Annotated in this window: 12 protein-coding genes and 1 riboswitch; of the genes, 6 read left to right on the top strand and 6 right to left on the bottom strand. The window is 50.2% G+C overall.

Going from position 1 to position 11,926, the window contains the following annotated elements; translation table 11 throughout:
- Nucleotides 1-179: 179 nt before the first annotated feature.
- From AC07TV_RS07385 to AC07TV_RS07400, 4 genes are all read left to right on the top strand, one after another.
- Nucleotides 180-1,166, top strand: a complete 987-nt coding sequence (locus AC07TV_RS07385; RefSeq protein ID WP_494647756.1) for an integron integrase — start codon at nt 180-182, stop codon at nt 1,164-1,166.
- Between the two features lie 6 nt (nt 1,167-1,172).
- Nucleotides 1,173-1,655, top strand: coding sequence for an AAA family ATPase (locus tag AC07TV_RS07390; RefSeq protein ID WP_494647757.1), 483 nt, complete (start codon nt 1,173-1,175; stop codon nt 1,653-1,655).
- Complete coding sequence (locus AC07TV_RS07395; RefSeq protein ID WP_494647758.1) at nt 1,648-2,955, top strand: replication-associated recombination protein A; 1,308 nt, start codon at nt 1,648-1,650, stop codon at nt 2,953-2,955. The genes AC07TV_RS07390 and AC07TV_RS07395 overlap by 8 nt, the downstream gene beginning before the upstream one ends.
- Nucleotides 2,956-3,064: 109 nt before the next feature.
- Nucleotides 3,065-4,123 (top strand): ArdC family protein, encoded by a 1,059-nt coding sequence (locus AC07TV_RS07400; protein WP_494647759.1) that lies wholly within the window; start codon nt 3,065-3,067, stop codon nt 4,121-4,123.
- An 86-nt stretch (nt 4,124-4,209) separates the two neighbouring features.
- Here AC07TV_RS07400 and AC07TV_RS07405 read toward each other — a convergent pair whose 3' ends face one another.
- Together AC07TV_RS07405 and AC07TV_RS07410 are read right to left on the bottom strand one after the other, a co-directional pair.
- Nucleotides 4,210-5,262: a DMT family transporter gene (locus AC07TV_RS07405; RefSeq protein WP_494647760.1), complete on the bottom strand. Its 1,053-nt coding sequence runs from the start codon at nt 5,260-5,262 to the stop codon at nt 4,210-4,212.
- 20 nt (nt 5,263-5,282) lie between these two features.
- On the bottom strand, nt 5,283-5,858 hold the full coding sequence (locus AC07TV_RS07410; protein ID WP_494647761.1) for a TMEM165/GDT1 family protein: 576 nt from the start codon (nt 5,856-5,858) through the stop codon (nt 5,283-5,285).
- Nucleotides 5,859-5,861: 3 nt separating this feature from the next.
- Nucleotides 5,862-6,041, bottom strand: a riboswitch (yybP-ykoY riboswitch).
- Nucleotides 6,042-6,160: 119 nt separating this feature from the next.
- Between AC07TV_RS07410 and AC07TV_RS07415 the strand changes: the two genes are divergently transcribed.
- Nucleotides 6,161-6,856 carry a PA4824 family protein gene (locus AC07TV_RS07415; RefSeq protein ID WP_494647762.1) on the top strand — a complete coding sequence of 232 codons (696 nt, stop codon included), beginning with the start codon at nt 6,161-6,163 and terminating at the stop codon, nt 6,854-6,856.
- A gap of 91 nt (nt 6,857-6,947) precedes the next feature.
- On the opposite strand, the gene AC07TV_RS07420 is transcribed toward AC07TV_RS07415, so the two are convergent.
- Nucleotides 6,948-7,838 (bottom strand): hypothetical protein, encoded by an 891-nt coding sequence (locus AC07TV_RS07420; RefSeq protein ID WP_494647763.1) that lies wholly within the window; start codon nt 7,836-7,838, stop codon nt 6,948-6,950.
- Between the two features lie 126 nt (nt 7,839-7,964).
- Between AC07TV_RS07420 and AC07TV_RS07425 the strand changes: the two genes are divergently transcribed.
- On the top strand, nt 7,965-8,567 hold the full coding sequence (locus tag AC07TV_RS07425; protein WP_494647764.1) for a hypothetical protein: 603 nt from the start codon (nt 7,965-7,967) through the stop codon (nt 8,565-8,567).
- 9 nt (nt 8,568-8,576) lie between these two features.
- Here the strand turns inward: AC07TV_RS07425 and AC07TV_RS07430 are convergent, their stop codons facing one another.
- The 3 genes from AC07TV_RS07430 to AC07TV_RS07440 all read right to left on the bottom strand — a co-directional run bounded on the left by AC07TV_RS07430 (nt 8,577) and on the right by AC07TV_RS07440 (nt 11,917).
- Nucleotides 8,577-11,018, bottom strand: coding sequence for a type IV secretory system conjugative DNA transfer family protein (locus AC07TV_RS07430; RefSeq protein WP_494647765.1), 2,442 nt, complete (start codon nt 11,016-11,018; stop codon nt 8,577-8,579).
- Between the two features lie 9 nt (nt 11,019-11,027).
- Nucleotides 11,028-11,237: a hypothetical protein gene (locus tag AC07TV_RS07435; RefSeq protein WP_494647766.1), complete on the bottom strand. Its 210-nt coding sequence runs from the start codon at nt 11,235-11,237 to the stop codon at nt 11,028-11,030.
- Nucleotides 11,238-11,668: 431 nt separating this feature from the next.
- Entirely contained in the window at nt 11,669-11,917 is a 249-nt protein-coding gene (locus AC07TV_RS07440) for a hypothetical protein (protein WP_275742633.1), read from the bottom strand.
- Nucleotides 11,918-11,926: the final 9 nt, after the last annotated feature.

The raw sequence follows: 11,926 nt of genomic DNA on the forward strand, positions 1-11,926 counted from the left end.
CGGGCCAAAACCGGCACGAAGCCAAGGGCAAGCGACGGGAAGCGAAGAAGCATAAAAAGCAGAAGCCTTCTAACGTTTAGTAGACACCCTGACAGGTGTCTACTTCCCGCCAGCGTGGTGTATAAAAACTAAAATAAACTGATAACATCTTGATTCTTAATTCCTCGTTGGAAACTGCCATGTCTGACGAATCGCCTTCTACACCACAGCCGCCAAAGTTGCTTGATCAGGTGCGGGATCGGATTCGGGTGAAGCATTACAGCATCCGAACCGAAACGCAATATCTGCAATGGATAAGGCGTTTTATTCTGTTTCATGACAAGCGGCACCCGCGAGACATGGGTGCGGCGGAGGTTGAGGCCTTTTTAACCCACCTTGCCGTCGAGGGGCGGGTGGCGGCTTCGACGCAGAATCAGGCGCTGTCGGCTTTGCTTTTCCTCTATCGCGAAGTGCTCGGGATCAATTTGCCCTGGCTGGATGGCGTGGTTCGCGCCAAGCTGCCGCAGCGGTTGCCGGTGGTGCTGACGCGGCAGGAGGTTGGCGGCTTGCTGGATCGTATGAACGGGCTGCACGGCATGATGGCGCGGCTGCTTTACGGCACCGGCATGCGCTTGATGGAGTGCGTGCGGCTACGCGTCAAGGATGTCGAATTTACGCGCGGGGAGATCGTGGTGCGTGACGGCAAGGGGGCGAAGGATCGGGTGACGATGTTGCCGCAGTCGCTGGTTGGGCCCTTGCAGGAACATTTGCGCTGGCGCCGCCAGGTGTTTGAAGACGACAAGGCCAAGGGCCGGGCGGCGGTCTATCTGCCCAATGCGCTGGATAGAAAGTACCCGAACGCCGAGACGGATTGGGCCTGGCAGTATGTGTTTCCGGCGGCCGGTTTTTCGATTGACCCGCGCAGTGGCGCGGAACGCCGCCATCATGTCGATGAAAAAGCCTTGCAGCGGGCGGTCAAGAAGGCGGTGCAGGCGAGTGGCATCGCCAAGCTGGCAACGCCGCACACCTTCCGCCATTCTTTCGCGACGCACCTGCTGCAGTCCGGTTACGATATTCGCACCGTGCAGGAACTGCTCGGTCACGCCGATGTGGCGACGACCATGATCTACACGCACGTGCTCAACAAGGGTGGGCGCGGTGTGACTTCTCCGCTGGATGCAATGTAAAGAACGATGTCCGAAGACCTGTTTTCAAATGCCGGCGCGCAAGCCCGGCACGCCCCGCTGGCCGAGCAACTGCGCCCGCAAACGCCGGACGACGTGATCGGCCAGCAGCATCTGCTCGGCGCCGGCAAGCCGCTGCGTCTGGCGTTCGAATCCGGCCAGCCGCATTCGATGATCCTCTGGGGGCCGCCGGGGGTGGGCAAGACGACGCTGGCGCGGATGATGGCGACGCAGTTTCAATGCGAGTTCATTGCGCTGTCGGCGGTGTTTTCCGGCATCAAGGAAGTGCGCGAAGCGGTGGCGCAGGCGGAAATGTGGCGCACGCAGGGCCGGCGCACCATCCTGTTTGTCGATGAAATCCACCGTTTCAACAAATATATAAAAGTCGTTATGAAACAACGGCTTACAATGTATATTTGTGCCTTTTTTGTGCCTTGGCACAACTTACAAGCTCGTAGCAGCATGATTTTAGGGCAGGTTCAACATGGCTGATCTGTTCGGAAAATCCCCTGTAGCTCCCTTGGCTGAAGCCCTGAGACCCAAGGTTTTGGACGAAGTGATTGGGCAGTCGCACTTGCTTGGGGAAGGTAAGCCCTTGAAGCTCGCCTTCCAGTCCGGCAAAGCGCACTCAATGATTTTCTGGGGGCCACCAGGGGTCGGTAAGACCACGCTGGCAAGACTGACCGCCAAAGCTTTTGCCTGTGAGTTCATTGCATTGTCGGCGGTGTTCTCTGGGGTTAAAGACATCCGTGCAGCGATGGAACAGGCTGAGCAAAACCTTGCCCAAGGTAAGCACACAATCTTGTTCGTGGATGAGATTCACCGATTTAATAAGTCACAACAAGATGCGCTACTGCCTTATGCAGAGTCTGGGCTTGTAACCTTCATCGGTGCGACTACAGAAAACCCTTCGTTTGAAGTCAATTCTGCTTTGTTGTCCCGATCTCAAGTCTATGTTCTGAAGTCTTTGACGGACGATGAGTTGAAGGAACTGTTCGTCAGGGCAAAAGAAACGGTACTGGGTCATCTGACCTTTGATGAGTTGTCCATTGAAACACTTGTCGGTTATGCGGATGGTGATGCCCGAAGATTCCTGAATCTGCTGGAACAGTGCAGTACAGCAGCCGGTGCTGCTGGGGTTACGAACATTGATGCGGACTTCATCAAGAATGCCTTGTCATTGAACTCACGGAGATTTGATAAGGGGGGAGACAACTTCTATGACCAGATTTCCGCCCTACACAAATCGGTCAGGGGGTCAAATCCTGATGCTGCTCTTTATTGGTTGTCCAGAATGCTGGATGGGGGGGCAGACCCAAGATACTTAGCCCGTCGCATTGTTCGTATGGCTTGGGAAGACATTGGGTTAGCTGATCCAAGAGCAATGCAGATCGCCAACGATGCAGCCCTGACTTATGAACGGCTGGGTAGCCCAGAAGGTGAGCTAGCACTTGGACAGGCGGTCATTTATCTGGCGATTGCAGCCAAGAGTAATGCAGGCTACATGGCTTATAACAAGGCTCGCGCCTTCGTGAAGCAGGACAAGAGCCGAGAAGTCCCCGTTCATCTCAGGAATGCACCTACCAAATTGATGAAGGAACTAGGCTATGGACATGAATATCGCTATGCCCATGATGAACCCAATGCTTATGCTGCGGGTGAGACCTATCTTCCTGATGAACTACAAGAACCAGGATGGTATCGGCCAACACCAAGGGGGCTGGAAGCAAAGATTACAGAAAAGATGGATTTCTTGAAAAAACTAGACAACGAAGCAAGAAGAAAAAAATAGTCTGTCTTGCTGGTTAGTCGTTAATTTGTTTTTGGTTTTGATAGACGGTAAAAACTTGACATTGTGAATTTTGTCTTTATGGTTAATTGTAGTAATCATAGAGACATAGATGGCATACAAAAAACAATACCAAAGAAAAGAACACGCCAAGACTGAAGAGCGAGACTATCAGCAGGAACTAACCAACAAGTTCATTGCACGTATTGAAGAAGCGATTGCTTGTGAAGAACAAGGCTTGAAGTGGGATAAGCCATTCTTTAGTTGCAATGAATGGCCAATAAATGCTCTGACTGGTGAAAAATATCACGGATCAAATGTTGCAACTCTGATGACTGAAGAGTTCAGCGATCCACGCTGGATGACTTTCGTTCAAATGCAAGAACTGTCCAAGAAAATGGAAGTGCCTCTTCACATAAAGAAGGGTTCCAAGGCTAGCTACATAATGAAAGTTGTTCCCGCCTATCAGAAAGATAGTGACGGTAATATTATGAAGAGTAGTGATGGGAAAGCTATTCCTATTCTTGATGAAAAAGGAAATCCGAAGATTGGCTTCAAGTGGTATCCCGTTTTCAATGCCTGTCAGATTGAAGGAATGCCACCTTACATACAATCTAGTAGGGAAGTGAAACCAGCAGAAGCGCTTGAACTGCTCTCCAAAGCTTTACAGGAAAGAACTGATCTCAAAGTGGAGCACTCTGGGATCTCTCGTGCCTATTATTCATCTTCCAAGCATCTGGTTCATATGCCTGAATCCGGTCTATTCAAGAGTAGTGAAGCTTATGCCGACACCTTGCTACATGAATTTGGGCATAGCACGGGGCCAGCGTTGGGCAGAAAAATGGGAAACGGGTTCGGCACGGCCGAGTATGCAAAAGAAGAGCTGATCGCCGAACTGACTTCATCGTTCATGGCTGTTGAGTTGGGTATCCCCCACAATCCTTCCAGCCATGAAAACCATGCGGCTTACTTGAAATCATGGCTTTCCGCCTTGCAGGACGACAAAACCTTGATCACCAAGGCTGCTAATCAGGCATCCAAGGCTACCGAATATCAGATTGAGCATTTGGAAGCCTACAAAATGACCCTTGAGCTAAAAAATGAGCAGGCTCAAGACATGGCGGATCAGGCGATTGCCACTGCAAAAAAGGGCTGTGCGATCAGTATGTAACTTTCGTGCTGACCTATACCAACTATCAGTAGCGTGCTACGCCGTGACAGCTTTCTGTACCCAAGCTCCCTATTAAATTTTCTAAATCAGTGGGGATGGCTTACGTGGTGCACGTCTGGAAAGTGTGCATGGGTATGTGAAATTGGCTGGTGCCGATGGATGTGCGAATGCTTCCCCCCCGGTGCCACCGGATAATCGTGGTCATGCTGATGATGGTCATCATGGAAGTGTTCATGGCTATGCTCAATGATTTCATGAGTATGCTCATGCTCATGCTGCTCAGTTAGGTGCAGCCAAATTCCAATGGACATTAAGGTGCCTGCTACAAGGAGTTTTGTTGTTAATGGCTCTCCCATAGCCAGCGCGATAAAAGCGCCGCAAAAGGGAGCGACAGAAAAATAGGCGCCGGCGCGTGCTGTGCCAAGATGGCGAAGTCCAACAACAAAAAGGACAAGGCTTACCCCGTAAGCCAGCAGACCAACCATCATGGCGGCGGCAAGCATTGGCCAAGGCGGTAACTGGCTTCCAAGTACAAACGAAATTGTAAGATTTACTATCCCTGCGGCCATTCCCTTCGAGGCCGCAATCCAAGTTGCATCCGCCAGGGAAACTTTTCGGGTCAGGTTGTTATCGACGGCCCATGCCAGACAGGCACCCAGCACTGCCAGTGCGGGTAATACACCAGCAAATTGCATCTCTTCTGGCCAACTGAGCACGACTGCGCCGGTTGCAATGGCAAACATGCCAAGGGCAATGCGGTGGTCGAAATTCTCCTTGAACACAACCCAAGCCAGAAGTGCTGTCAGCACACCTTCTGCATTCAAAAGCAATGCAGTCCCCGAAGCTGGCATTTCTGAGAGACCATACATCAACAGGACGGGGCCAACTACCCCGCCCGCCAGTATTGCCCCGGCAAACCATCCCACTTCGGATCTAGGTAGCCTGACAGGCTTGGCCTTGCTAACGAGCCTAAAAATTGACAGGCCAATTCCTGAACCAAGGTAAAAAAGGCCGGCCAGTAGCCATGGACTTACCTCCAGCAGTAACAGTTTTGCCAAAGGCGTTCCTGCCCCGAAGAGCAGAGCAGCACCTAGAGCAGAAGCAATGCCGGGTGAAATGAATTTATGCTGGGCATTCATGACTCTGTTCTCTTTTTGATTTAGAAGCCGAAGGCCTCTCCTGCACCCAGAAGCGTGGCGACGCCGAGAACAGCAAAGATTACGGCTGCAATGCGATGCACCAGCTTGACTGGCATTTTGTCGGCTATTTTGTCACCCATAATGACCGCCGGCACATTCGCCACCATCATACCCAGGGTTGTACCCGCGATCACAGCGACCAAACTTTGATATTGAGCTGCCAGAGCAACGGTTGCTACCTGCGTCTTGTCTCCCATTTCGGCGAGGAAGAAGGCAATCAGCGTGGTCGTAAAGACGCCAAAGCGTGCCAGCTTGGCATCCTCTTCGTCGAACTTGTCGGGTATCAGGGTCCAGCCGGCCATGGCAATAAAAGAAACGCCGAGTACCCAGCGCAGTGTCTCCGGTCCCATCAGCGTTGTAATCCAGGAGCCCACTGCGCCAGCAAAACCATGATTGGCCAGAGTGGCGACCAAAATACCGAGAACGATAGGGACTGGCTTGCGGAATTTCGCCGCGAGAATGAATGCTAGGAGTTGGGTCTTGTCACCGATTTCGGCGAGGGCAACGATCCCAGTGGAGATAAGAAAAGCTTCCATGTTGGTTTCCTTGGCCGGAATTCGACGAATGACCACACTGCCTCTCCGGCCAATCGGAAGGCTGTATGGTCAAAGGTCTTGCCAAGCAGAAACCGCTTACGCCATGGTCGAATGACCAAGTATGTTGACGTAAGCCTCTTCTTGTAGAAGAGAGGCTACTCCCCAATGACTCGTCCGCATTGTATCGAGTGAAATTATGGCCGTCTATCGCTGAAAGCACGATTCTTGGTCAAAAATTATCCACAAACAGGTGTATTCCGTGCTGTAACGGCAATTTCACACTGGTGCGATAAAATTGAAACATGAAAAGCACTTGTTTTTACCTCATTCTGTCTCTATTTGCCCTACCTGCATGGGCCGCACGCCCATTTGTGACCGATGATGCAAGGTTAACTACTGCTGAAAGCTGTCAGCTCGAAAGCTGGACACGCATATATCCAGACAGCAGAGAGGTTTGGGCACTACCAGCATGTAACCCCACTGGGAATCTTGAATTCACATTTGGTGGTGGCCTAGCAAAGATTGATGGGGAGCAATCCACGAACGACTACATTTTCCAACTTAAAACCCTATTCCGCCCTCTGGAAACCAATGATTGGGGTTGGGGATTGGGTGTCGGCACCGTAAGGCATCCGAGCATCAATCCCGGACCAAATCTGCTTGGCAATACTTATGCGTATATTCCTGTCTCAGCCTCATTCTTTGACGACAAAGTTATTGTTCATACAAATATTGGGTGGCTTAGAGACCGGGCCAGTGAGCGAGACAATATCACGTGGGGAATTGGCGGTGAGTTTCGGGTTGGCTCTCGACTTTTGGCGATTGCCGAGACTTTTGGCGACAATCATAACCAACCCTATTGGCATCTTGGCGCTCGCTATTCAATCGTCCCGGACCGAGTGCAGATAGATGCCACCTTCGGGCATCAGTTTGATGGCCCACATTCTGGAAGGTGGGTCTCCTTTGGAATAAGACTAACCCCGGACCGGCTTTTTTGATTTTATGCAATCAATTAACGAGGTCAAGAACTGTCAGACTAGGTCGCGACTTCTATAAATGTTGATGGCAAATTTAGGTCTAGGCTTCGAGTTACCTAGACTGGCTCGTTGCCTTCATCTTCGACCCCTTCTCTTGCTTGACTGTTTTAGGGTAGAGATCGTCGGTCTTCAACTGGGCCAGCCACTCAGGGCCCAATTGGTTGCGAACCTGTTGAAGAAGAGCAGACTGATTGTTGTCCAGTCCCTTGTAGCTACCAGTGGTCCAGGCCACATTGAGTTTTTCCTTCCAAGCCTGCCCGTTCTTCTCACTGTAAGCCCTGAGAGCTGTACGCTGATCTTCCGTTAAGGTTTGGGTTTCAGTAATGGCAACGTGCTTGGGCTGGTAGTCCTTGGCGCTGATTCTTCCCAACTCGTCGTATCGTAGATACTTGTGACTGCCTGCGGGGAATTTTTCCTTCAAGGTCTCTTCACGGTTGGCAAACTCTTCTTTGCCTTGCAGTAGCTTGGTGCTGTGGATGACTCTGACGAATACCTTTTCGTCATTCTCGCCAGCAGATTGAGCCACAAAATATTTCCCACTGTACAGAATTTCACCGACAGCAAAGCCTTTGGTTGGGGCTTTGTAGATGAAGGCAACCGTTTTGTTGTCATGTGCGTGGTTGAAGGACAACACTGATTCCAAAGCTTCTCGTTCGCTGGCAATCGCCTTGGCGGTGCTCCTGGCTTCCTTTAGCTTGTAAGTGAAGCTCTTGATCTGCTCATCTGTGGCCAGATTTTCAATTGGAATTTCATAGATGGCTCGTTTGATGTCCGGTTGTTCAACACGCTTGGCAAAAGAATGTTTTTCATCCTTGCTGTTGAATAGCCAATACACGTCATAGCTGTTCGGAAGATCTATAAGGTATCGCTGGTTATCGGGGTCGGCAATCACAGTCACACCATCCAGTTCCCCTGTTTGTATCTTATTTGCTCTTATTGTCATGGCTTTCCTTTGGATCATGGTCAAGAAATAGCAAAACAAAAAATAAAGTCAAATCTAGTAAGATAAGTGGCGTTTCTCTTGCAATTAGTTTTTGTTTTTGTATGTTTGATTAAAAAAGGAAATTAAATGCAAGATACAGGAACAAAGGATGGGTTCAGGGATAAGATACTTGCCATGCTTCCTGAAGAAAGAAAGCTTGACTTGATGAGGGTTATCAATGATGCAGGTTTAAGATCGGATGATGAAGCCTTCGCTCTTCTCTATGTTATGGGATACATAAAGACACTTTATGAAGATATGCCCGATGCTGTAGAGCAAATGAATCATGTGGTCTGGCAAATGTCTGATTCGCTTGAAAGTTCGATGCAGGCGATTTTGAACAAGAATCTTGATAGCATGAAGATGGATATGCAGGCACACAGTAGCCGTGCTGCGGGTAATCTTCAGAACATGAGTCAGCGCTTCGGCCAACTGCTACAGGCTTACGATGAAAAAATTCAAAGCTACGCCAGTTTGCTTGATGCGGAAAACGAGAAGCTACGTGAGAAGAGCCGCCACTTGTTCATCAGTGCCATGCGATCCAAGCTTCCCGATCTGATTGAACCCTACCTTCAGCAGATGGTGGATGCTCCCTACACCATCAAACGAATCGCTCGCGATTTTCTAGTCTGGTCGTCCAGCATGGCGGTTGTGTTGATCGGCTATGAGCTGATCAAACGATGGCAATGATTCAGGTTCTTAATCTTCCTGATACATGGCGAAAGGACCTGGTTCGGCGATGAAGCCAAGGCGATCCGCATCCGTCTGTGTGGCAAATTCTTTTTCAAGGTCGTCACAGTAGCCGTCGTAGAGATGGTCTAGCTGTTCATCAATCATGGTCTGGGTGGCTGAGATTGCCGGTTGTGGTGCTTGATAGCTGTCGTGGGAAACATCCCAAAATCTATCCATCTCTGGGAGTACAGGACTGCTCGGCTGGGCATCGATCCATGCCGCCGGTTTGCTCTCTGCTCTGGTTTTGTAGGACAAAATCGGTGCCGTCAGTATGTAGGCCGGATTCTGTCGGGCGAACAAAGCCAGATAGGTAATGGTAAGCGTGGCTTCATTGGCCCCCAACAAGTTGAACTCGTTGGCCCCCATGACTTTTTCCTGGTGGTGCTGTTCATCCACGGATGTGGATTTTCCCCCGTCGCTATGGCTCACGCTACGGTGCAGCTTGGCGATGGTTTTTTCACCCAACAACTCAGAAAATTTGTTGGCCGTGAAACCGTCATTGACCCCCAAGATATACATGCTGCCGGTGTTCGCAGTGATGAAGTCGACGAATTCCTGCCCGTAAATTTTCACCAGTTGCGCAAGATCCTGCATGGCCAGACTGAGACTAACCCCCCTTGAGCGATACAACGATAAAGCGGGTGCGGTGAAGGCTTCAATGTTGCCGTAGGACTGGAATTCATCGATCAATATGTGGAATCGGCGGCTTCGGCTGTCGGCCAAATCACCCAAAATGACCGTGTTAGCGAAGTAGAGAATGCCCTTGATCAGTCCTTCGGTCAGTGTGGGAAAACTCTCGGAAGGCTTCAAAATGAGCACTTTTCGCTTGGGCTTCTCGTTCATGATCCAAGCACGAATGGACAGTTTTTTGATGCCTTCTGCCTTGTCCCATTCGTCAGCATACTGAACGATGGTGGCACACAAGTTTTTCCAGCCATCCATGAACGCTGGTTTCATTAGCGCCGCTTTCTCATTGCCGCTCAGATAGGGAAAAATGCGCTGGTTCTGCTCGTCAATCGGTTGTTTGACGAACTCGGCAAAGTCCTTCCACTGCCAGTTTGGCTGTTTTCGCTTGAGATGTAGGCAAACCCCCTTGAAGTAGCAGGTCTTCTTCAAACGGATGGTTTCATTCTCATCGCTCAATTGATCATTGACCATATCCTGGGTGACAAAGCTCAGATAAGCCGAAGAACGTAAGGCTCTGGCTGTCGCTTGATAGACCGGGGTCTTGCTGTCGTAACAATCGTGAATTCGTCCCAACTGAATGATGTCAGCCGTGTAGGTGCCCAGATTGAACATGACACTGGCCAAGGTGTCCTTGGCTGAATTCAAGACCTGTCGGGCTTCAGGGTAGTGCTCTCCAATGATCAGGGACAACGCTTCGCCGTTCCTGGTGAGCAGATGGGCCAACATGCCGTAGTTCCATGCCTTCGGTGCCAAAATCTGCAACACCTTGGTTGCCCCTGTACAGACAGCTACGGCAGCCAGTGACCAAATCTCGTTGCTCTCTTCAACGGGGATTTTTCCCTTCCAGAAAGCATTGGCCACCAACGGGTTGCGTAAATCTTCCGCGATGTTCCAGCAAACCCCACCTTCTTCATGGGGTGCAATCTTGATGATGTGGCTACTGTGGAAATACTTGCAGTAGTCCGATTTCGGGGTGTCGGCGATCAATAATTTGAGAGCTTCGCCGTTGCGAATACGTTGATAGACCTGAGCTACTTCCAGAAAGTAGATGAGCTGAGTCTTGCCGCGCCCCGTTCCACCAATATAGAGAGCGTGCGAACGACGAAGGGTTTCTGGCTTCTCAATGAATCGGCCTGGCTTTAGATGCTGGGGGCTGTAATGCTTCGGGTTGGTGGGATTAAATTCCTGGTCGGCGCCGATCACCAAGCCTGAACCCTTCCCGTTGCGGCAAAGAAAACCGAATTCGCGTTTCAAGATACGGTAGGCGATTTTCCCTTCTAACAGTTCCTTGCCCCTGATATGGCGAACACCCCCCACGGGTTTGAGCGATTTCCAGAAGACCCAGCCACCACAAGCCACACCGCCAACCATGGCCATCAACCAACGATAGACAAGGTAATCGCCCATGCCGATCTGGTTTAGACGGTGTAGATAAGCATGGTAGTAGTGAAACACTTCCCCCTGAAAGAGCTTGGAGACGAGTCCAGCAAGGACTTGCCAGAACGCCTGCACATGAAAAATCGGTGGTCGCTCGCTGGGTGGTGCAGGAAAGAAGGGATAGTTGGCCCACGAAAACAACAGTACAAGACTGGTAACAATCACGGTGACAAAAAGCCCCATGAACATGGCTGAACCGACATGAACCGTCTGGATGGTGGTGTCCAAGGGCTGCTGATCGCCGGGTAACATCCACTTTGCTTTGTTCTCTCTTCTGATAGTCATGCTGAACTCTCAAGCCATGAATTCAAGAAAGAGAAACGCTGCATAAAACAAGACATACAACAAGGCTGGAATGATGAATTTCAGCTTGTAACCATTTTCTGCCCACCATGGATTGGGGGGCTTGATGTACGATTGATTGCTGTACTCATAATCCCCAATGATTTTGGTGGTGATGAAGATTGAATCTTCTTCTATCAAATATTCTTGTTTGTTATCCATAATCTTCTCTTCTTCTTTTTGTACAAGCTACAAAAATAATCAGAGAAAGCAAGCTGACAAACAAGAGTTTGAAAAAACGTTACTTAAAATTCTCCGACTTCCCCAGATACCCCAGGCTTTTTCAAAGTCGACACAACGGTGTATGGAATCTATCTATATACCCTTTTTCTTCTTAATTAAAAAAGAATGGGGTATTTGGGGAAATCACTCGCAACCCGCATGAATTGGGGGCTTTGAGCCTCCCCAGGCGCTTGGGGAAGCTCTGGGGAAGCTGGGGTAAATCTTGGGAAAATGCTTCAGTTTTTCCGCTGGGGACACATGATCTTCCCCATGCTGATCAAAAATTACCCCAGGCCATGGGGAAATCTCCCCAGCAAAAGTTGAATTTTCCCCATGGCTTGCCCAGGGGAAAGTGATGGAAATTGTGAGTCCTAGGTCAAGTCGTTCATTCCCTTGAATCCATCGCACTGGGTGAATTCAAGGGGTTCCTGTGTCGCCCAGGTCACGCTGAAGAAGATGGGGCAATAGCATTGCAGAATGTCACTGCTCGGTTGCCCGACACGACGGATACGTCCTTCTCGCCAGATGGCGTTGGCGCAAGTTCGGCAGATGATGTCGCTACTGAGTTCGTGGGCTTCTTCGGATTTGGCGAGTGCTTTGAGTGTGGGGCTGATGATCATGCGGTTCTC

This window comes from Azonexus sp. GW821-FHT04F04 (assembly GCF_059420025.1).

What these genes read in the sequence shown, in the direction of transcription:
- AC07TV_RS07385 (WP_494647756.1), top strand. Translation starts at nt 180, where the DNA reads ATGTCTGACGAATCGCCTTCTACACCACAGCCGCCAAAGTTGCTTGAT.
- AC07TV_RS07390 (WP_494647757.1), top strand. Translation starts at nt 1,173, where the DNA reads ATGTCCGAAGACCTGTTTTCAAATGCCGGCGCGCAAGCCCGGCACGCC.
- AC07TV_RS07395 (WP_494647758.1), top strand. Translation starts at nt 1,648, where the DNA reads ATGGCTGATCTGTTCGGAAAATCCCCTGTAGCTCCCTTGGCTGAAGCC.
- AC07TV_RS07400 (WP_494647759.1), top strand. Translation starts at nt 3,065, where the DNA reads ATGGCATACAAAAAACAATACCAAAGAAAAGAACACGCCAAGACTGAA.
- AC07TV_RS07405 (WP_494647760.1), bottom strand. Translation starts at nt 5,262, where the DNA reads ATGAATGCCCAGCATAAATTCATTTCACCCGGCATTGCTTCTGCTCTA.
- AC07TV_RS07410 (WP_494647761.1), bottom strand. Translation starts at nt 5,858, where the DNA reads ATGGAAGCTTTTCTTATCTCCACTGGGATCGTTGCCCTCGCCGAAATC.
- AC07TV_RS07415 (WP_494647762.1), top strand. Translation starts at nt 6,161, where the DNA reads ATGAAAAGCACTTGTTTTTACCTCATTCTGTCTCTATTTGCCCTACCT.
- AC07TV_RS07420 (WP_494647763.1), bottom strand. Translation starts at nt 7,838, where the DNA reads ATGACAATAAGAGCAAATAAGATACAAACAGGGGAACTGGATGGTGTG.
- AC07TV_RS07425 (WP_494647764.1), top strand. Translation starts at nt 7,965, where the DNA reads ATGCAAGATACAGGAACAAAGGATGGGTTCAGGGATAAGATACTTGCC.
- AC07TV_RS07430 (WP_494647765.1), bottom strand. Translation starts at nt 11,018, where the DNA reads ATGACTATCAGAAGAGAGAACAAAGCAAAGTGGATGTTACCCGGCGAT.
- AC07TV_RS07435 (WP_494647766.1), bottom strand. Translation starts at nt 11,237, where the DNA reads ATGGATAACAAACAAGAATATTTGATAGAAGAAGATTCAATCTTCATC.
- AC07TV_RS07440 (WP_275742633.1), bottom strand. Translation starts at nt 11,917, where the DNA reads ATGATCATCAGCCCCACACTCAAAGCACTCGCCAAATCCGAAGAAGCC.